This window comes from Serratia sp. CY84636, from assembly GCF_052166245.1.
Taxonomy (GTDB): Bacteria; Pseudomonadota; Gammaproteobacteria; order Enterobacterales; family Enterobacteriaceae; genus Serratia; species Serratia nevei.
Map to the genome: position 1 here is coordinate 221,244 of NZ_JBJNOX010000011.1, position 18,545 is coordinate 239,788.

Here is an 18,545-nt window from a genome sequence, read left to right on the forward strand (position 1 = left end):
GCTTATTCCCTCTTCGATAGCTGAAAACAGGCCGTCCTGGCCTGATTAAGCATCCTTGCAGACCGGTATTACTGGTACTGAACTTTAAAGTTGGCGTTCGCGTTGGCAGTACCAGGAGTGGCAGCACCGGTGGCGATGTAACGCGCCTGGAATGGCAGAGTGTTGGTACCGTCAGTCAGAGTGGCAGCAGTACTGAAGGTTGCACCGTCGAATGCCAGCGCTTTGCCTGCACTGTCCAGCACCTGCACACCCACGTTGGTAGCACCACCCGCAGAGGAGCTTTCCAGTGCCAGAGCAGTTGGGTTCTCAGCATTGACAGCAACACCAGAGAATGCAATGGCCGCTTTGGTAGCAACGGTGGTATCGCAATCGTTCAGCTGAATGTTGAAGCCTACAGCAGAGCTGGTTTTACCCGCCTCGCTCAGCGTGGCAGTTTTGACCTGGCCCAGCTGGACGGTTTGGTCTACAGAACCGGCATCAACGGCGCAAGCAGCGTTAACTACTTCACCTTTAAAGTGAACGGTACCACCGTTAACGGTAGTAGTTGCTGCATGAGCCAGGCCAGCAGTCATCAGAGAGGCGGCAATCAAGGTGTTGATAAGACGGATCTTACGCATAAGTTCAAAACTCCATGTCTTGGTAAAAGGCCAATAATTGGCATAACAACTTGATTCACATGAGCATTTTCTCTGTTTGTCTCGCGCCAAATCGAACACGGAAAGACAAAAAAAGTAGTCAAAATGAACCAAATTGTATTATTTGGAGTTAAATATCGTTTTTGGAATAATTACAGTTAAATATTTCGAAATAAATATACATTGCAGTCAAACAAGCTGGAGAGGCGATTGATGGGATAATATAAGAATGGATAAAGTATGGATTGCGACTGCAAAGAATTTTGCACTCTCAGATGTTTCTGCTGCGGTTGGCTAGTTAGGTAACTAATAAAAGCGGATATTCTGTTAAAAAAAAGAATCCAAGAAGAATTGACTTGGCGCAAATTATAGACGAAACTAATTACAATTTGGTTCATTTTGACTAATTCCTCTACAATTCCTTTTGCCAAACCTCTGCAAACCGACGATGATTGCTCGAGGTATATAACACTGTGTGTTGAATGTTTCTATGTCCCAAATAGTCCTGTATCAGCCGCGTATCTGTCCCCCTGTTAGCCAAAGCATATCCGCATGAATGCCTCAACATATGTGGATTAAGAGAGACGGCGATACTTGCCAAGGAACCGAACTTCTTCATCATGTTATAAACTTGTTGGCGAGAAAGAGGACCGCCTTTTTGCGAGAGAAATATCCAAGGTGATTCGCAGCCACGCCATGTTACTCTTTCCTCTAGCCAAGCTTTTAGAAGCTTTATCTCTGAAGCCAAAAGTGGATGCGTTGTTTTTAAGCCGCTTTTTAGCCTGTTTACGTGCACGACTTTATCAATGAGATTGATATCCGAAAATTTTAAGTGGCAGAGCTCACTAACCCTGAAACCATGAATAAAACACATTTGAATAAAACACTCATCTCGCTTAGGGAAACTTCCTTTACGAGATGCCTCAAGCAAGCGATCTATTTCATTTTGTGTAAGATATTTTCTTTTCTTCACAGAAACACCTCCATATTTTAGGCCGTGTGAAAAATTACCGTCGATTTTCAAGCTTCTTGATATCAATAGTATTATCTCAAGTGAAACATAGTTAGGCAATATAATTAAGGTATAAATCAAGATGGTTTAATCCGTGTATTAATATCACAGCCTATTTATTGAACGACATAACTTAATTGCGGACACCATCTATTTTTCAAGCTATCTTTTCCATGCATAATAACTTTTAAATAAAAACGAATCACATTCCAATATGGAAACATCTGATTTCATCATGTCAATAAAAATGACTATACATACTACTTATCACTCTCCCGTCTATTAAACCCGACTAAGAATGCATTTCACATCAGCATTGACCTGTTCGCGTCGTTGGCTAATACACTGCGACCTGGGTGATCCGCTAATACGTTCTTCTATTTATCTCATATACTGAGCACAAAAAGATTGTGTGGTGTGGAAGTGGCTGAAGTGAAAATCTCAAAGCTCCTGTGCAAGTGTAAGCATCCAGTAAATCGAATTATTCAATTTTAGAGATCTTTCGGCATATAGAATGTGTCCTTTAAAGAGATCATCATGCGCAAAGCCCATTTTACTGAGCATCAGATCATCCTCGTACTGAACTCCGTCGAAGCAGATTGGACCATCAAAAATGTTTGCCGCGAAGCAGGAATATCTGAGGCCTCGTACTACAACTGAAAAGCAAAGCGCGGCGGGAATTCACCCTATGATATTAAATAAATAAAATATTTTAAGGAGGAAATAAAACGAGTATGCTTACATTTTCTGGTATTAGGTTTCTTTGTTGTGCAATTTCCTCGCGGTTATCGCTTTGTCCCTTCGTTATTCAAACGTCATCGTTCGCTTCCTTTCAGTAGAGATTACCCTTTGGTGAGATGATACGCGCTTGAGTCACATTTCCAAATATCCGGCATGCCCGCAGGCATGCCGGACGCTACCTCACCGCCCCTCTTTCTCCCCCAGGAAGAAATACCACAGCGGAATGGAAAGCAGCAGGGTGAACACCAGCGTATACAGCAGCACCATCAGGCTCTGCATGATCACCATCTGGGCGCTCCAGGCGCCGATCGGCAGCTGGAATTGCTCGACGGTGCCGCCGAGGATCGCTCGGCCCATCACGCAGCCGACCGCCAGCGCCACCGTCGCCACCGCCGCGCGGAACTTGCGCACCTCGGCGCGGCGGGCGGCCGCTTCCGGCGTTTCGTTCTGAAGGCCTTGCCGCTGGCCGCGCCAGCGCCATACGTCCACCAGCAGCAACGCCGCGAGGCTCACGCCCATCACCGGCAGGCAATACCCCAGCGCCGCTGCCACCAGCAGCGTGGCGGCGCGCGCCGGCAGGGAAAGCGCCAGCCAGGCGGCAATCAGCGTATGCACCGGATGCTGCGCCCCCGCCGCCGGGCGGCGACTCCACCACATGCGGTAACCCAGCACGATCATCAAGCACAGCCCAAGGCCAAACGCCGCCAGCAGCAGCTGATTCGGCAAGCCGAACAGAATGCCCATGTGGGCGTCGATGCCCCAGCGGGTCAGCTTGGCGATGAGCGGGAAGGTGTCGAACCGCACCTGATCGATGACGGCGAAGCTTTGCGGCGCGATGGCAACCGCGTCCACCTGCGTCGGCCAGCTGCGATCCACTTCGGTTACCGTCCAGGCTTTGCCCTCGCCTTTCGGCTGGCGCAGCTCGACCTTGGCGGCGTCGATCCCGGCGGCGCGCGCAGCGTGCAGCGCCCGATCCCAGTCGCCGTTCAGCGCATTGGCCTGCACGGCAGGGTTCATCTTCATGCCCGGCATCATCCCGCGGTGCTCGGCGTGCGGATCGGCCGGCATCTGCGGCGCATCGGCCTGCAGGCTAGTGTTGACCTGCGGCGTCAGCCAGCCCAGGTTGGCCCGCAGCGCGTCGATGTTGCCACCGGCCCACTGCGACCAGGTCAGCCCGGTAGCCGAGAAAAACAGCAGCCCGGCCAGCAACGCCACGCCCAGCGTGATATGCCAATGGCGGCTGGCGGCGAAGCCCCCTTTTGCTCTTTTCAGCCTGCGCTTCGGCCGCGTCGCCAGCCACAGCGCCACGCCGCCCAGCGCGGCCACCCACAGCCAGGAGGCCGCCAGCTCGCTGTAGTTGCGCCCCAGATCGCCAAGCAGCAGGCTGCTGTGCAACTTATCCAGCCAGGTGCGCAACGGCAGCACGCCGGAGGTGCCGTATACCGTCATATCGCCCTTGATCGCCAGGGTGTAAGGGTCGACAAACAGCGCGCGCGACTCGGAAGCGCCCAGATCGGCGCCCGCGAACTGCACGCGCGTGGTGTCCATTACGCCGGGTGCCGGGCGCACGGCGTAAATGCGTGCCTCGTCACCCACCGCGCGGCGGGCGGCGGCGATCTGGTCAGCCAGCGATCTCGCCTGCCCGTGCGGTTCAGTGAAAAGCGCATCGCGATACAGCGCCTCTTCAAGCTGCGGCGTCAGCACATACAGCGTGCCGGTCAGTGCTGCGACAAAAATAAAAGGAGCGACCAGCAGGCCGATATAAAAATGCAGCCGTCTGATCAGGTTCAGCATCGCGCCACGCGGCGATGCGGCAGGTGGAGTTTTGGTTATTGAAGACATGGCCTTTCTCGTTTTTCAAACTGTGCGCGCAGGCAAACCGTCCGCAGCGATACGGACGGCGTTACCCATGATCAAGCAATAGGGAAAAACGGTTGGCCAGGCGGCCCGCGCGGGCTCGGCCGCAGAGTCAGGCGCCGAAGGGGCGGAGAAACGATGCGCGGCGCGCAAGGCAGGCGCGCGATGCGCGCCATGAGCCACAGCAGCGGGACGAATGCCCACAGCAGCAGCGGCACGTGGATCAGCAGCTCGCAATAGCCGCAGAAAATCATCTCCGCAGGATCCATGCCGTGGTGGCCGGCATGCTCGGCGGCGGGCATCGCCATCGCGTGCATGTCGTGCGGCATGGCGGCGTCCGGTTGCGCCATGCCGCCCATCATCGGGTGGTGCATCAGCGATTTCGACACCACCGGCGCCACAAACAGCAACAGCACCGCCATAATGGCGATGCAGGCGGTAAAGCGTTGCTGTAGCTGGCGTGGCACTCTCATCGCGGCGGCGAATTAACCCGGTCGGTGGCGAACAAGCGGTCAGTGTAACCCGCGATGCGCGATGAGGTGAAAGAAAAGTCAGGTTTGTCTTACGCGCCCCCGGCGGCGGCGATCACAGCACCCGCGAATAGACCCGAGAGGATTCGCCCCAGGGGTGATACCCAAGCCCGTTATAAACGAAGCCGCTGCGCTCGTAGTAGCCTTCCAGATCGGTGCACAGGTGTAGCTGCGGGAAGCCCAGCCGGCGGGTTTCCGCCGCCACATGCTCAATCAGTTTGGCGCCATAGCCCCGGCCGCGCTGCGTTTCCTCTACGTAGAGCGCGCACAGCCAGGGATACAACTCCCCACGGCTGATAAAGTCGTTGGTGATGAGCCCCGCGCAGCCGAGGATCTGATCATTTTCCATCAGCAGGTACCACTGCGGCAGCGGGTTAGCGGCGCCGAGGCTGCGGTTGATGGCGTCTTCATACATCATCAGCGTCTCTGCTGTGGCCCAGTGCCGCTGAAAATACGCAATGGCGCGCGGCGCCAGTTCGGGCGCGTGCCGCACCGAAATCATGTCCATCGTCATTCCCGTTATGCATGTTGTCAGCGTAGAATTATGCAGCAATATGCACGGTATGGCAGCGGCATTCCGCCGCCGTCATTCACTAAGGAGTCTTCATGACGCAAAACATCTATGACAATCAGGCCTTTTTCGACGGCTATGCGCAGCTCAGCCGCTCGCGGCACGGCCTGGACGGCGCGCCGGAATGGCCCGCCATTCGCCGCATCCTGCCGTATTTGCAGGGCAAAAGCGTGGTCGATCTCGGCTGCGGCTACGGCTGGTTTTGCCGCAGCGCGCGCGAACAGGGCGCCGCCGACGTGCTGGGACTGGACGTCTCGGAAAAAATGCTGGCCAAGGCGCGGGAGATGACCGTCGACGCGGGCATCGAGTACCGTCGGCAGGATTTGGCGCAGCTGCAGCTGCCGCCGGAAAGTTACGATCTTGCCTACAGCTCGCTGACGCTGCACTACCTCGAGGATCTGGCCGCCCTGTTCGCCACGGTTTACGCCGCGCTGAAACCCGGCGGGCAGTTCATCTTCACCGCCGAGCACCCGATCTACACCGCCCCGGCGCAGCAGGGCTGGCTGACCGACGGCAATGGGCAGAAATCCTGGCCGGTGAACGGCTACCAGCGAGAAGGCCAGCGCGTTTCCAACTGGCTGGCGGAAGGTGTCATCAAGCAGCACCGCACGCTCGGCGGCTATATTAACCCGCTGGCGCAGCAAGGCTTTATCATCCAGCATTTGAACGAATGGGGCCCCAGCGCGCAGCAAATTGCCGCTAATCCGGCGCTGGACGAAGAGCAGGAGCGCCCGATGATCTTCATTCTCGCCGCCCGCAAACCCGCCTGATTGATCCGCAGTAAACCGTTCACATCACCACAGTTGGGGAGGCCACCTCCCCCCAACGGCTATTATGCCGGCAGCGCCGCCCCGTGCGCCGCGAAGTGCGTCAGCGCCTCGCCTTCCATACGATAGCGCACCCACTCGCCCTGCGGCTGCGCGCCGATGCTGAGGTAGAAATCGATGGCCGGTTGGTTCCAGTCAAGCACGCTCCACTCCAGGCGGCCGCACTGCCGTTCGCACGCCAGCTGGGCGATGTGCCGCAGCAGCTTTTTACCGGCGCCCTCGCCGCGATGCTTCGGCGCCACGTACAAGTCTTCCAGATAGATGCCGTTTTTACCCAGCCAGGTGGAGTAACTCATAAAGAACACCGCATAACCCGCCGGCTCGCCGTTCACCGTACAAATCAGCGCTTCGGAACAGGCGCCCGGCCCAAACAGGCTGCGTTCGATATCTTCCACGCTGGCCAGCACCTGCTCGCGCGCCTTTTCGTACACCGCCAGCTCGATAATCATATCCAGAATCAGTTTGGCGTCGCTTTCTTGCGCCGGGTAAATCTCGATGGTCATGGCAAATCCTGAGTGTGTTGATGACTGTGCTTGCCAGCATATCGCGCCTCCAATACTGTATGAACTGCATTTTCATCAACAGGTAATGAATATCATGCATCTGGATTTGAAGCGTCTCGATCTCAACCTGCTGCTGGTGTTCGAAGCGGTCTATCGGCTGCGATCGGTGACGCGCGCCGCGGCGGAGCTGGCCCTCAGCGCGTCGGCGCTGAGCCACGCGCTGATCCGGCTGCGCAAGGCGCTGGCGGACGAGCTGTTCTACCGGGTCGGCAACGACATGCACCCGACGGTGTATGCCGACAGCCTGGCCCCGACCGTCAGCGAAAGTCTGGCGCTGCTGGCCAAAGGGCTGCATCCGCGCCCGCGCTTCGTCCCCGCCGAAAGCCGGGAGAGTTTCACCTTCGCCATTACCGATTACACCGCCTTCGCGGTGTTTCCCGCGCTGATGGCGCAGATGCAACGCCTGGCGCCCGGGCTGTCGTTCCAGCTGCGCTATTCCGAGCGCAAGGTGGCGCTGAACGATCTGCTGGCGGGACGCATCGACTTCGCGCTGGGCTTTACCGAAACCGACGGCGAAAGCTACCCGGAGATCGACGAGGTGAGCTGGCTGGAGGATGAGTATGTGGCGATTTGTTCACCCGCCTTCAGCGTAAAATACGGCGAACTGACGCTGGAAAACTACCTGCGGGCGCGCCATCTGGTGGTGACGCCGTGGAACGAACAGCGCGGCGTCATTGACTACCAGCTCGATAAGCTGGGGCTGCAGCGCGATATCGCCATCCGCACACCTTCGCTGCTGGGAGCGCCGTTCATCGTCGCCGACAGCGAACTGGTGATGAGCATGCCGCGCTACGCCGCGCAAAAATTGCGGCAGGCGGCGGCGCTGGATATCCACCCCCTGCCGTTTCCGGTGCCTCCGTATCAGATCAAAATCTATCTGCACCGCAAGAACGGCCGGCCGGAGGCCTGCCGCTGGTTGCGGCAACAGCTGCAGGCGCTGGCGGCGTTATAACGCGGGTTCGCCGATCGGCAGATACCCCTGCCACAGCGGCCGGGCCGGTTTGCCGTGCGGGTTGGACCGCAGATGCACATGGTAGCCCTGCAGCGCCTGCAACAGCAGGCAGTCGTCCACCTCGGCCAGGTCATCCTTGTGCTGCTGTGCGCTGTCCGTCAGTAGCACCCGTTTGGCTTTGTCCTTCGCCTCGTCGGCGGAACGCGCCACAAACAGGCCGAACTGGTGCAATTCCGCCAGCTCATCGCTACGGTAGCCGCCCACGTTGACGAAAAACAGCTTCTCTTCACCGGCGAACGGCGCAGGCTCCAGGCTCACGTCGTAACCGTCCGCCCAGTCGATGCGCGCATAGCCGTCGACATGCACCTTGCGCTTATCGCCGAACCACTTTTCACGCAGCAGCGGATACGCCTCTTCCGGCCGATCCGCCGCCGCGAACTGCACGTCGTGCAGCTCAATATTGGCGCCCGGCGCCGTACCGCCCACATAAAACATCAATAATCCCGGCATGTTATTCTGCTCTCCTTGGTGATAATCGCTATATAAAATAATACATAACGAAACTCGTGCCAACGGCAGCGCCATTCTGTGTTATCAATAGGTGAGGTTTAATCTGTTGTGGAGGAACGCATGGCATTCAATATCGGTGATTTTGTTCAACGCACCACCGGCGGCCCAAAGATGACCGTGGTGGCGATCGACGGTGAAACCCTGGTTTGCAGCTGGAATGAACTGGGCAAAGAGCAGCGCACGGAGGTGCAGGCCAGCGACGTGGCGCTGTACCACGAAGACGGCGATTTCGGCGTCTGCTGAATAACCGGGGCGCACCGCGCCCCGTTATCGCCTCAGGCGCGAATGTCCTGATAGGCCGGCGTGGTATCAAACTCATGCTTGGCGAACGGGCAGAGCGGAATGATTTTACGCCGCTCCGCGCGCATCTTCTCCACCACCAACGCCACCAGCTTTTTGCCGACGCCCTGCCCCTTCAATGACTCATCCACCCAGGTGTGATCGATAATGGTCAGCTTGTCGCCGCTCGGCACGAAAGAGATCTCGGCGATCAGCTTGCCCTGCTCGTCATTGATATAAAAACGCTTGTCGTCTGCCAGTATTTTATGTTCCATATTATTTCTCCCTATATTTAAGTGCGCCGCTGGGGCAGGTGTCGATAACGCGTTTCACCTCCGCCGCGTCGGCATTGTCCGGCATAATCCACGGGCGGCGGTTCAGGGTAAAAATAGCCGCGTTGCCACGCACGCAGTTGGCGGAATGGCGGCATATCGCGCTGTTAAAATAAACGTCAATCTTGTCGCCGGAATAACGGCGGTAACCGGCGGCGGTCAATTCCTCGTCCATTTTGGCCTCACATTGCCTGTTTTATTGTTTTTGCTCCAGGCTCAAGTATAGGCAATGCCACCGGCTTCACCACGCGTCTCACCCAACGAAAAAAGTGGCGCAACCGCCCGTCGCCGCTAGAAAAAAACGTAAATTGTTCTAATCTTTATTCAGTAAGACAACATCATTCCGACAGTGGCTAAGGAGTTCGAAATGGGTGATAGCTCAAAAGACGGCGTAATTCTGCTGTCCCGCATATTACTGATGGTTCTGTTTATCATTTTCGGCTGGATGAAACTGGTCAACTTCGGTGCGACCGTCACGGCGATGGAAGGCTACGGCACGCCGATGCCTTATTTAGCGGCGATCGTTGCCGTGGTGGTGGAGTTTATTTTCGGCATCGCGCTTATTCTCGGTCTGTTTACTCGCCCTATCGCGGTCATTTTCGCCCTGTATGTGTTGGGCACCGCGTTTATCGGCCATCCGTTCTGGAAAATGACCGGCATGGAAATGATGGGCAATGAAATCAACTTCTTTAAAAACATCAGCATCATTGGCGGCTTGATGTTGCTGGCGGTAACCGGCGCCGGCCGTTATTCGCTGGACTATAAAATATTTAATAAATAATTCATCGATGGCCGGCGATATTCGCCGGCCATTTTATTTCGGCTATCCTTTCAACGGCTGCGCTTGGCGTGGCGCTCAAAGTTTTCTGCCTTGGCCTGCGCCGATTTGCGCAGCGTGACATAGCAGGCGCCCTCGCCGCCGTCGCGCGGTAAGGCGCGGCAAAATGCCTGTACCTGTTCAAACTGTGCCAGCCACTTGGCGAGGTAACTGCGCACGATATTCGGATGGCTTTCGTTCTGCCGCCCGCGACCGTGCACGATCAGCAGCGAACGCAGGTTTTGCGCCTCCGCCAGCACGATGAAGCGAAACAGCGCCTGCCGGCTGGCTTCGACCGACTGGCGCAGCAGGTTCAGCGACGCCTGCGGCGGGTAACGGCCGTTGCGCAGCTTGTCCAGCACGCCCTGCTGAATGCCTTCTCCTTTGAACTCCAGCGGCTGTTCGCAGGGGATCACCTCGAGAAAATCGGTGCTGAGGAAGTTTTCCTGCATCAGCCGCTGCGCTTCGCGCCGCGCGCTTTTGTCCACCGCCTCCTGCGGCTTGAGGTACAGCGTCTGCCGCCCGCTCTCCAGCGGCACCACGTCCGCCATCGCCTGTTCAAAAAAGTCTTTTTCCTGCTCACTCATCTTCCACCTCTCTTGAACGGCAGCCTTTACGGCCGGGAATGGGGTCGATTGTAAGTCGCCTTGGCGCGGTTGCAAGCCGGGAATTGTCAGCGGCATTTGTCTCATTTGTCGTCAACGGGTGAGCTTGCGAACAGTTTTCGCTATACTGCTAAGCCATCATTGAGTGCCGCAAAGGATCGAGCCCATGACAATGCGCGAGCTGGAAATCCAGTTTCAAAATGCGATGAATGAGTTGCAGAGCAGCTTCGAACGGCAACACCGCGAATGGCAGCAGAGCTACCAGGCGCTGCAGCAACTGCTGGAAGAAGCCAAACAGCGCGAAGCCGCGCTGCGGGCGCAGAATGAACAACTGGCGCGCAAGCTGAGCACCGCCAGCTCGGTACCGGAACAGCATGCGCTGGTGAAGCAGATCAAAATGCTCGGCGCCCATCTGGACGCGCTGGCCAAAGACGCGGCCACCTTCAATCACCACCTGCGCCAACAGAGCGCGGTCGGTAATTTCAGCGGCGAACAGCATTGATAGCGGGCGCTGTCGCACAGCGCCTCCCGCCCCTCTTCTGGCGTATTGAGAGTGTAATAAAGCCTAAATGACCTGGATCATCCTCGCCGCCCTGATCGTCGTATTCATTATCGGTTACCGCATCCTGACGTCCGACACCCGCAAAGCCATCGATTCGCTGGCCCATCTGCTGAGGGTCAAGCCGATGCTGATCGAATCGATGATCCAGGAAATGGGCGGCCGTCAAAGCCAGACCTTTATCCGCATGCTGAACAACGGCTACACCGAAGAGATGCACCAGGCGGCTTATCTGCTGTTCATCTACCTGACGTTCATCAAACAGGCGGACGACGAACAGATTGCCCTGTGGCGGGACGTGCTACTGCGCGCCGGGCTGTCGCCGGAGCTGCACGCCGAGCACACCGAAGCGGCGCTGTTTTACTTCGCCGAGCTGGATATCGATGCGTTTGAACTGGCGCAGTTCCGCCGCGCCTACAATGAGCGTTTCAACCGCGAAGCGTTGGCCCACGGCTGATCGCGTCCCCCAATGCGGGGGACCGATTACAGGAACATGCTGAAGAGGTAGCGCGACAGCGCTTCGCGCGAGCTGAAGCCGTGTGCGATGCCGTAACGCAGGTTCGGGGCGTCGCCGCTTAAATCCAGGGGAAACTCCAGATACTGCTCGCTGGTGCGCACCGGGGAGGTTGGCGTGGCGAAATGCACGCTTCTCTCTTTCAGCGCTGGGTGGATCACCAACGCGGTTCTGCCCATCCGCGCTTCGCGATTCACATACACGTAGTGCGCACCCTTGCGGTAGCCATAGGCCTGATCGGTGACATAATCACGCTCAAAGCCGGTATTCTCCAACACTTTAGCCACTTCATCCGGCCGTAAATACATCGATTCCTCCTCTCATTCTGGACCGCTGAGCGACCTTACCGTAATCATTCACCGAAACAATGATTTTCTGGGGAGGAATCCGGGTTTCGGACTATTCCTGAATCAGCTCACCCTGCGCTGCAGCAAGCGCAGGGTGAGCAACACCCCGAGCGCCACCAGCAGGGCCGCCGCCAGATAGATCGACGGCACGCCCGCCTGCCCAATCAGCAGCCCGGCCAGCGGGCCGGTGATGCCCAGCGCCAGGTCGAGGAACGCCGAATAGGTGCCGAGCGCCGTGCCCTGGTTCTGCGGCGGCACCTGTTTCACCGCCTCGACGCCCAGCGCCGGGAACACCAGCGAGAAACCGGCGCCGGCCAGCAACGCGCCGGTTTGCACCATCCAGGGCTCACCGGCCTGCCAGATCAACAGCAGCCCGACGATCTCGACCAGAAACGACGCCAGCGTCACCTTCAGACCGCCGTGGCGGTTGATGACGTTGCTGAAGATCAGGCGAATGCCGACGAAGGCGCAGCTGAACAGCGTCAGCGAAAACGCCGCGCCGCTCCAACCTTTGTCGGCATAGTAAAGGGTGATGAACGTGGCGATCACGCCGAAGCCGACGGTGCCCATCGCCAGACCGAGACCATAGGCCCAGATACGGCCGAACACCGCGCGAAAGGCGATGCGCTGCCCGGCGGCGATCGAGACGTCCGGCTTGCCGCTCGCCAACAGCAGCGCCACCGCGACCGCCAGCACGATCAGCGCCGCCACCCCGGCCAATCCCCACTGCTGATTCAGGTACACGCCGAGCGGCGCCCCGGCCGCCATCGCCCCGTAGGTGGCAACGCCGTTCCAGGAAATCACCCGCGCGGTGTGCATCGCTCCGACCCGGCCGATACCCCACAGCGTGGAACCGGTGCTGGCGAAGCTTTCGCCGACGCCGAGAAACACCCGCCCCACGCACAGCAACAGCAGGCTGAGCCACGGGTAACCGTCAACGCCGAATGCCAGCGCGTAAAACAGGCCGCTGGCGCCGCAGCACGCCAGGCCGAACAGCACCACCTTCTTCGGCCCCAGCTGATCGGCATAGCGCCCGGCGTGCGGGCGGCTGAACAGCGTGGCGAAGTACTGCGCGCTGATGATAAGGCCCGCCAGCACCGAGTTGTAGCCCAGATGCTCATGCACAAATCCCGGCAGCACCGCCAGCGGCAGGCCGATGGTCAGGTAGCAGACGAAGGTGAACATCACCACGGACAGAATGCGTCGGTTCAGCTGGAGGTTATTTTCTGCGGTCATCGAAGGTGGCTCGCATCGGACGGGGTAGACAGAGATTGCCAGCATACCCCGATGGGATCTGATGATAAATGAGAGAGTTATAACGAATTATTATTTCGCTAACGATTTTGCCGCCACCCGCGCGCGCAGAAAATCGATAAACGCCCGCACCTTTTCCGGCACATGGCGGGTGTTCGGGTAGAGCGCATAGATGCTCTGCTCGGGGAAACGGTGATCCGGCAGCAACCGTTGCAGCCGGCCGGCGTCGATTTCGGGCTGCGCCAGCCACGCCGGCAGCAGCGCCACCCCGGCGCCATGCAGGGCGAACGCCAGCAATGCCGCGGCACTGTCGCCGGTGAGCGTGGCAGCGTCCGCGACCTTGAACAGCACCGCTTCGCGCTGCGGCGTGGCCACCTGCCAGCTGAGCGGTGAACTGAGCCGGCTGTGGGCGATCCACTGCGCCTGCGCCAGATCCGTCAGCGAATGAATCGGTCGGTCGGCCAGATAACCCGGCGACGCCACCGGAAAAATGGCGAAGCTGTCGATCAGCGCCGCGCGGTGGCTGGAGTCCGCCAGCTGGCCCAGGCGGATCGCCACGTCAAAGCGCTCCGAGATCAGATCGGCATGATAAGAAGAAGAGACATGCTGGATGCGCAGCCGCGGATGCTGCCGCGAAAAATCCGCCAGCGCCGGCACCACCACCTGCGCGCCGTACTCCGGCGTGCTGGTGATGCGCAGCACGCCGCTCAGGCCGTGATGATCGCGACGCACGTCGTCCAGCACGTTTTCCGCCTCCTGCAGCAGCTGCAGGCTGCGCTGGTAAAAGCGTTCGCCGGCGTCGGTCAGCGACAGCCGCCGGGTGCTGCGCGCCAGCAGTGACACCCCCAGCTCGTTCTCCAGCTGTTTGACGTTAAAGCTCACCACCGCCTTGGTTTGCCCCAGCGCCGCCGCTGCCGCGGTAAAGCTGCCCGCTTCCACCACCGCCGCAAAGATCGCCAGGCGCTGCAAATTCAGCATTTCGCCGCCCTTATTGTCAAAATCATTTTGACAGTGTAATCGCCCGCCGCCGATTTATCCGCACTTTTCCCCCCGATACACTGCTCGCCTTCAACCGGAGGCACCATGTCTTATCGCAGCAAAGTGGCAATCGTCTATCTGCTCGGCTTTTTCGTCGATCTGATCAATATGTTTATCGCCAACGTCGCCTACCCCGCCATCGGCCAGGCGATGCGGGCGTCGGTCAGCCAACTGGCGTGGGTCAGCAACGGCTATATTCTCGGCCTGACGCTGGTGATCCCCCTCAGCGCCTGGCTGGCGCAGCGCATCGGCGGGCGGCGGGTGTTCCTGCTGTCGCTGGCGCTGTTCATGCTGGCCACCCTCGGTGCGGGCAATGCCGACAGCATCGGCGCGCTGATCGGCTGGCGCACCCTGCAGGGCATGGGCGGCGGCTTACTGATCCCCATCGGCCAAACGCTGACCTACCAGCTGTACCGCAGCCATGAACGCGCCGGGCTGTCGGCGGCCATCATGTTGGTGGGGCTGCTGGCGCCGGCGCTGTCACCGGCGCTGGGCGGCTGGCTCGTCGATCGGCTGGACTGGCGCTGGGTGTTTTTCGCCAACCTGCCGCTGGCGGCCCTGGCCCTGGCGCTGGCGGCGCTGTGGCTGCGCGCGGAAACGTCGACGGCGGTGCGTAAACCGCTCGACGGCAAAGGGCTGCTGAGTGCCTGCGCGGCGTTGACGCTGCTGCTGCTCGGCCTGACCCGGCTGAGCGAGACCGGTCATCAGGCTTCCGGCGCGGCGCTGCTGGCCGCCGGCCTGCTGGTGCTGGCCTATTATCTGCGCCATAGCCTGCGCACCCCGCAGCCGCTGCTGAACCTGCGGCTGGTCGCCGATCCACTGCTGCGCAACGCCATGGCGGTTTATTTGTGCATTCCCGGCCTGTTCATCGGCGTCAGCCTGGTGGCGATGCTGTATCTGCAAAACCAGCTGGGGATGCCCGCCGCCCAGGTCGGCGGCCTGATGCTGCCCTGGGCGCTGGCGTCGTTCCTGGCCATCACGCTGACCGGCAAAACTTTTAACCGCCTCGGCCCGCGGCCGCTGCTGATCGCCGGCTGCCTGTTACAAGGCGCCGGCATGCTGACGCTGGCGCAGATCGATCTGGCCGGCCAGCACGCATTGCAGATCGCCGCCTTCGCCCTGATGGGGTTTGGCGGCAGCCTGTGCAGCAGCACCGCGCAGAGCAGCGCGTTCCTGCAGATCCCCGACGCTCAGCTGGCGGACGCCAGCGCGCTGTGGAACATCAATCGCCAGCTCAGTTTTTGCCTCGGCGTGGCGCTGCTCAGCCTGCTGCTGAATTTGCTGCTGACCGGGCTGCCGCCCGCGGCGGCCTACCGCACCTGCTTCATTCTGGCGGGCGCCAGCGTATTTATCCCGCTGCTGCTGTGCCTGCGCCTCGCCAACCGCGCCATCGTGCGCCAACTCAACGCTCAACAGGATGCTTTATGAACCCGTACTTTACCGAAGTGATCGACGCCCACATCGCCATTGAACGCTGGCTGGGCAAAGGGGCTGGAGAAGAACAGGCGCTGCTGGCGCGCTTTACGCCGGATTTCAGCATGATCGCGCTGAGCGGCGCTCCGCTGGATTTTGCCGCGCTGTGCGCCTTTTTCCGCGCGCATCGCGCCGCCAAACCGGGATTGGAAATCGAGATAGAAGAGATGAAGCTGGTGGCCGAATGGCCGACGGGCGCAGTAGTCAGCTACCGGGAAAAACAGAGCCTGCCGGGGCAAAGCGCCACGCTGCGCTATTCCACGGTGGTCTTTGAACGTCAGCCCAACGTACTCGGCTGGCGGCATTTGCACGAAACCGCCGCAGCGCAATAATTACAAAAAGCTGCCGGCCAAAAACAGTTCCCAACCGACGATCACCCCGCACAGGGTTACCGCACTGAAAATGACTTCAAACAGATAGCGATTGATCATCGTTCGTCGCCTCAAAAGAAGACACCCGGAAGAACCGGGTGTCTGGAGTACGGGCTGGAGAGTGCGGAACCTTTCGGTTCCGCAAACATCACTTAATTAAGCTTTTTTACCGGCTTTTTTGTGGTGTTTTTTAGCGGCCTGAGCTTTCTGCACTGGCGCTTTTTTGTGGTGTTTTTTAGCAGCCTGGGCTTTCTGAGCTGGCGCTTTTTTGTGGTGCTTTTTAGCGGCCTGAGCTTTCTGGGCTGGCGCTTTTTTGTGGTGCTTAGCTTTCTTGTGGTGCGTTGCTTTAGCTGGCGCTTTTTCAGCAGCAGCCGCTGGCGCAGCGGTAGTGGTGGTCGCAGCTGGCGCGGTGGTGGTAGCCGGAGCAGTAGCTGCAGTATCAGCAGCGAAAGCAACAGAAGACAGACCCATAGTGGCAGCAACGATCAGCGCTAATACTTTTTTCATCTTTAAATCCTCAGAGTGTTGTTTCGGTAAGCTCCGGTGGAGCCGTTGAAACAGATACTAGTGGAATCAAACTGCCGTTTCCGTGAGTGATTGGTTTCGCCGAGTAACCAAATGTACAACGTTTGTGAACGGTGCTTGTGAACCGCATCGGCGGGTATATGCTGAAGGAAGATGCCCCTCGTACAGGCTCGCTCACGCTATGAAAACCGTCTCGCTGAAACACGCGCCGGGCCGCTACGCCGGTCTGGCCCTCGCTGGTCTGCTGCTGCTGACGCTGCTCTACCTGTTCGTGCGGCACTGGGCCGATTTTGTGCAGTATTGCATCAACTTCCAGATTTACATGCACCGCTATCTGGTGCTCTATCTGCTGCAGCAGCGCAACCAGCAATACAGCGGCGGGCTAATGCTGACGCTGGCCAGTTTCGCTTACGGCTTCCTGCACTCCATCGGCCCTGGCCACGGCAAGTTCGTCATCACCACTTATCTGGCCACTCACCGCGAACGGCTGAACGCCAGCCGGGCGATCACCCTGCTGGGCAGCCTGATGCAAGGCGTGGTCGCCATTGTGTTCGTGGTAGTGCTGGCGGTGGCGCTCAACCTGTCGATGGGCGATCTCAGCCTCAGCCGTTATTGGGTGGAAAAAGGCAGCGCGGTCTTCATCGCCGCCTTCGGCCTGATGGTGATCCTGCGCGCCAGCGGCTGGCGCTGGCGTCGGCGCCGCGCGCCGGTCATTCAGGCGCTGCACCCGGCGGACCACGCGCATAGCGCGGCGTGCGAGTGCGGCCACCGGCATCAGCCCAGCGCGGCCGAACTGACCGGCGGCTGGCGCAACGCGCTGTGGCTGATCGTCTCCATCGGTATTCGTCCGTGCAGCGGCGCCATCCTGATTCTGGTGTTCGCCAACGCCATCGGCATGTTCACCTGGGGGGTGATCTCCGCCATGAGCATGGCGCTGGGTACCGGGCTGTCGATCATGATCCTCGCCACGCTGGTGCACCACGCGCGCGAGCGTTTTCTGGCCCATCAACCCGGCCTGACGGGCTACTATCTGGCACAGGCGTCGCGCATCGCCGTGATGCTCGGCGGCGTGATCCTGATCCTGTTCGCGCTGGTGCTGTTCAATTCGGTGATCCCGGTCAGCGCCAACGGCGATTTTATCGCCGCCGGCTGCTAACGCCGGTAAATCGTCGTTTTTTTGCGTGATCGGCCACACAAATCTCGGCATGGTCTACACTTAAAAGACATGTGTCGAAATGGAGAGCTGAATGTTTAAGAAAGCGGAAAGAACAGAACGCGATATCGATCAGGACGTCACTCTGTTGGCCGATACGCTGGATGAAGTGTTGCGCGAGTCCGGTGACAAGACCAAAGAGGAACTGAAAGAGCTGCACAGTAAGGCGAAAGGCGTGCTGCGCGACGCCCGGGCGCGGTTCAATGGCTCCACCAGTCTGACACAGCATGCGCGCGACGCGGTCGATCAAGCAGACAGCTATGTGCGTGACAAACCTTGGCAGGGCGTAGGGATCGGTGCCGCCGTCGGCATCGTGCTCGGCGTGCTGCTGGCCCGGCGTTAACACCCCTGCAGTCATAAAGATAAAACAGATGTGCGTCTGGCCCGCGGAAATCGCGGGCCGTTTAATTGAGGCGTTTGAACAGCTGCGCCAGCCCCTGCACCGCCCGCTCCGTCTCCTCTTGCCGAGTGAAATTGGCGAACCCCAGCAGTAACCCCTGCCCCGCCGGATGGTCGATTCGCCAGTCCGACAACGCCTGCGCCGCCAGCCCCTGTTGCCAGGCTTGCGCCGCCAACGGCGTATCCGCCACCCCGTCACGCAGCCGGGCCAACAGCTGAATGCCGCCCTGTTGCGGCACCGCCGTCAGCCACGCCCCCAGCTGCCGTTCCAGCGCCTGCGTCAGCCACTCACGCCGCTGGCGGTACAGCGGCCGCATGCGTTTCAGGTGGCGGTAGAAATGCCCTTGCCGGATAAAATTCGCCACGCCGGCCTGCAGCAGCGGCGGGCAGCCGCAGCCACGTAGCCGGCTGCTGCGCGCAAAGGCCTCCGTCAGGCCGGCGGGCACCACCAGGTAAGCCATGCGCAGCGCCGGGAACAGCGTTTTGCTGAAGGTGCCGGCGTACAGCACCCGCCCCTGAACATCGAGGCTTTTCAGCGGCGGCAATGGCCGCCCGTGATAG

Annotated in this window: 24 protein-coding genes and 2 pseudogenes; 11 read left to right on the plus strand and 15 right to left on the minus strand. The window is 59.2% G+C overall.

What is annotated here, in order from left to right; translation table 11 throughout:
* Positions 1–68: 68 nt before the first annotated feature.
* Together fimA and ACJ8QI_RS22410 are read right to left on the minus strand one after the other, a co-directional pair.
* Positions 69–617, minus strand: a complete 549-nt coding sequence (fimA, locus tag ACJ8QI_RS22405) for a type 1 fimbrial major subunit FimA (RefSeq protein ID WP_089186389.1) — start codon at positions 615–617, stop codon at positions 69–71.
* Positions 618–1,047: 430 nt separating this feature from the next.
* Complete coding sequence (locus ACJ8QI_RS22410) at positions 1,048–1,608, minus strand: tyrosine-type DNA invertase (RefSeq protein WP_072271062.1); 561 nt, start codon at positions 1,606–1,608, stop codon at positions 1,048–1,050.
* Between the two features lie 576 nt (positions 1,609–2,184).
* On the opposite strand from ACJ8QI_RS22410, the pseudogene ACJ8QI_RS22415 reads away from it, so the two are divergent.
* Positions 2,185–2,304, plus strand: a pseudogene (locus ACJ8QI_RS22415) (transposase); the annotation flags it as partial.
* A gap of 264 nt (positions 2,305–2,568) precedes the next feature.
* Here ACJ8QI_RS22415 and ACJ8QI_RS22420 read toward each other — a convergent pair.
* From ACJ8QI_RS22420 to ACJ8QI_RS22430, 3 genes are all read right to left on the minus strand, one after another.
* A complete protein-coding gene (locus ACJ8QI_RS22420; RefSeq protein ID WP_442533110.1) occupies positions 2,569–4,230 on the minus strand; it encodes a DUF2534 family protein in 1,662 nt (553 codons plus the stop codon).
* A gap of 71 nt (positions 4,231–4,301) precedes the next feature.
* Positions 4,302–4,718: a DUF2946 domain-containing protein gene (locus ACJ8QI_RS22425; RefSeq protein ID WP_225735642.1), complete on the minus strand. Its 417-nt coding sequence runs from the start codon at positions 4,716–4,718 to the stop codon at positions 4,302–4,304.
* Between the two features lie 112 nt (positions 4,719–4,830).
* Positions 4,831–5,283, minus strand: a complete 453-nt coding sequence (locus tag ACJ8QI_RS22430) for a GNAT family N-acetyltransferase (protein ID WP_442533111.1) — start codon at positions 5,281–5,283, stop codon at positions 4,831–4,833.
* 98 nt (positions 5,284–5,381) lie between these two features.
* Between ACJ8QI_RS22430 and ACJ8QI_RS22435 the strand changes: the two genes are divergently transcribed.
* Entirely contained in the window at positions 5,382–6,116 is a 735-nt protein-coding gene (locus ACJ8QI_RS22435) for a class I SAM-dependent methyltransferase (protein WP_442533112.1), read from the plus strand.
* Between the two features lie 62 nt (positions 6,117–6,178).
* On the opposite strand, the gene ACJ8QI_RS22440 is transcribed toward ACJ8QI_RS22435, so the two are convergent.
* A complete protein-coding gene (locus tag ACJ8QI_RS22440) occupies positions 6,179–6,676 on the minus strand; it encodes a GNAT family N-acetyltransferase (protein WP_442533113.1) in 498 nt (165 codons plus the stop codon).
* Between the two features lie 85 nt (positions 6,677–6,761).
* Here ACJ8QI_RS22440 and ACJ8QI_RS22445 point away from each other — a divergent pair, with 85 nt between their 5' ends.
* Positions 6,762–7,688, plus strand: coding sequence for a LysR substrate-binding domain-containing protein (locus ACJ8QI_RS22445; protein ID WP_039568626.1), 927 nt, complete (start codon positions 6,762–6,764; stop codon positions 7,686–7,688).
* Here the strand turns inward: ACJ8QI_RS22445 and ACJ8QI_RS22450 are convergent.
* On the minus strand, positions 7,683–8,198 hold the full coding sequence (locus ACJ8QI_RS22450; RefSeq protein WP_442533114.1) for a DUF1543 domain-containing protein: 516 nt from the start codon (positions 8,196–8,198) through the stop codon (positions 7,683–7,685). The two genes, ACJ8QI_RS22445 and ACJ8QI_RS22450, sit on opposite strands and share 6 nt — an antisense overlap.
* A 120-nt stretch (positions 8,199–8,318) precedes the next feature.
* Here ACJ8QI_RS22450 and ACJ8QI_RS22455 point away from each other — a divergent pair, with 120 nt between their 5' ends.
* Positions 8,319–8,501: a YodC family protein gene (locus tag ACJ8QI_RS22455; RefSeq protein ID WP_025303973.1), complete on the plus strand. Its 183-nt coding sequence runs from the start codon at positions 8,319–8,321 to the stop codon at positions 8,499–8,501.
* Between the two features lie 32 nt (positions 8,502–8,533).
* On the opposite strand, the gene ACJ8QI_RS22460 is transcribed toward ACJ8QI_RS22455, so the two are convergent.
* Positions 8,534–8,812, minus strand: coding sequence for a GNAT family N-acetyltransferase (locus tag ACJ8QI_RS22460; protein WP_063990620.1), 279 nt, complete (start codon positions 8,810–8,812; stop codon positions 8,534–8,536).
* Between the two features lies 1 nt (position 8,813).
* Positions 8,814–9,044: a (4Fe-4S)-binding protein gene (locus ACJ8QI_RS22465; protein WP_016929825.1), complete on the minus strand. Its 231-nt coding sequence runs from the start codon at positions 9,042–9,044 to the stop codon at positions 8,814–8,816.
* A 192-nt stretch (positions 9,045–9,236) separates the two neighbouring features.
* Between ACJ8QI_RS22465 and ACJ8QI_RS22470 the strand changes: the two genes are divergently transcribed.
* Positions 9,237–9,650, plus strand: a complete 414-nt coding sequence (locus tag ACJ8QI_RS22470) for a DoxX family protein (RefSeq protein ID WP_442533115.1) — start codon at positions 9,237–9,239, stop codon at positions 9,648–9,650.
* Between the two features lie 50 nt (positions 9,651–9,700).
* On the opposite strand, the gene smrA is transcribed toward ACJ8QI_RS22470, so the two are convergent.
* Positions 9,701–10,273: a DNA endonuclease SmrA gene (gene smrA, locus ACJ8QI_RS22475; RefSeq protein WP_442533116.1), complete on the minus strand. Its 573-nt coding sequence runs from the start codon at positions 10,271–10,273 to the stop codon at positions 9,701–9,703.
* 184 nt (positions 10,274–10,457) lie between these two features.
* Between smrA and ACJ8QI_RS22480 the strand changes: the two genes are divergently transcribed.
* Together ACJ8QI_RS22480 and ACJ8QI_RS22485 are read left to right on the plus strand one after the other, a co-directional pair.
* Positions 10,458–10,793 carry an MbeD/MobD family mobilization/exclusion protein gene (locus tag ACJ8QI_RS22480; protein WP_004928976.1) on the plus strand — a complete coding sequence of 112 codons (336 nt, stop codon included), beginning with the start codon at positions 10,458–10,460 and terminating at the stop codon, positions 10,791–10,793.
* 67 nt (positions 10,794–10,860) lie between these two features.
* Positions 10,861–11,307: a DUF1198 family protein gene (locus ACJ8QI_RS22485; protein ID WP_025303978.1), complete on the plus strand. Its 447-nt coding sequence runs from the start codon at positions 10,861–10,863 to the stop codon at positions 11,305–11,307.
* 26 nt (positions 11,308–11,333) lie between these two features.
* Here ACJ8QI_RS22485 and ACJ8QI_RS22490 read toward each other — a convergent pair whose 3' ends face one another.
* The 3 genes from ACJ8QI_RS22490 to ACJ8QI_RS22500 all read right to left on the minus strand — a co-directional run bounded on the left by ACJ8QI_RS22490 (position 11,334) and on the right by ACJ8QI_RS22500 (position 13,943).
* Positions 11,334–11,672: a DUF2002 family protein gene (locus ACJ8QI_RS22490; RefSeq protein WP_038872785.1), complete on the minus strand. Its 339-nt coding sequence runs from the start codon at positions 11,670–11,672 to the stop codon at positions 11,334–11,336.
* Positions 11,673–11,774: 102 nt separating this feature from the next.
* A complete protein-coding gene (locus ACJ8QI_RS22495) occupies positions 11,775–12,947 on the minus strand; it encodes an MFS transporter (RefSeq protein ID WP_202670653.1) in 1,173 nt (390 codons plus the stop codon).
* Positions 12,948–13,037: 90 nt separating this feature from the next.
* On the minus strand, positions 13,038–13,943 hold the full coding sequence (locus ACJ8QI_RS22500; protein WP_102984243.1) for a LysR family transcriptional regulator: 906 nt from the start codon (positions 13,941–13,943) through the stop codon (positions 13,038–13,040).
* Positions 13,944–14,048: 105 nt separating this feature from the next.
* Between ACJ8QI_RS22500 and ACJ8QI_RS22505 the strand changes: the two genes are divergently transcribed.
* Both ACJ8QI_RS22505 and ACJ8QI_RS22510 read left to right on the plus strand, forming a co-directional pair.
* On the plus strand, positions 14,049–15,431 hold the full coding sequence (locus ACJ8QI_RS22505; protein ID WP_060425079.1) for an MFS transporter: 1,383 nt from the start codon (positions 14,049–14,051) through the stop codon (positions 15,429–15,431).
* A complete protein-coding gene (locus ACJ8QI_RS22510) occupies positions 15,428–15,808 on the plus strand; it encodes a DUF4440 domain-containing protein (protein ID WP_049200826.1) in 381 nt (126 codons plus the stop codon). Before ACJ8QI_RS22505 ends, ACJ8QI_RS22510 begins: the two co-directional genes overlap by 4 nt.
* A 195-nt stretch (positions 15,809–16,003) precedes the next feature.
* Here ACJ8QI_RS22510 and asr read toward each other — a convergent pair whose 3' ends face one another.
* Positions 16,004–16,354, minus strand: coding sequence for an acid resistance repetitive basic protein Asr (gene asr / locus ACJ8QI_RS22515; RefSeq protein WP_004928953.1), 351 nt, complete (start codon positions 16,352–16,354; stop codon positions 16,004–16,006).
* Positions 16,355–16,553: 199 nt separating this feature from the next.
* On the opposite strand from asr, the gene ACJ8QI_RS22520 reads away from it, so the two are divergent.
* Both ACJ8QI_RS22520 and ACJ8QI_RS22525 read left to right on the plus strand, forming a co-directional pair.
* Positions 16,554–17,528, plus strand: a complete 975-nt coding sequence (locus tag ACJ8QI_RS22520; RefSeq protein WP_442533117.1) for a nickel/cobalt transporter — start codon at positions 16,554–16,556, stop codon at positions 17,526–17,528.
* 91 nt (positions 17,529–17,619) lie between these two features.
* Complete coding sequence (locus ACJ8QI_RS22525; RefSeq protein WP_004928950.1) at positions 17,620–17,928, plus strand: DUF883 family protein; 309 nt, start codon at positions 17,620–17,622, stop codon at positions 17,926–17,928.
* Between the two features lie 61 nt (positions 17,929–17,989).
* On the opposite strand, the pseudogene ACJ8QI_RS22530 reads toward ACJ8QI_RS22525, so the two are convergent.
* Positions 17,990–18,545: pseudogene (locus tag ACJ8QI_RS22530) on the minus strand (PLP-dependent aminotransferase family protein); the annotation flags it as partial.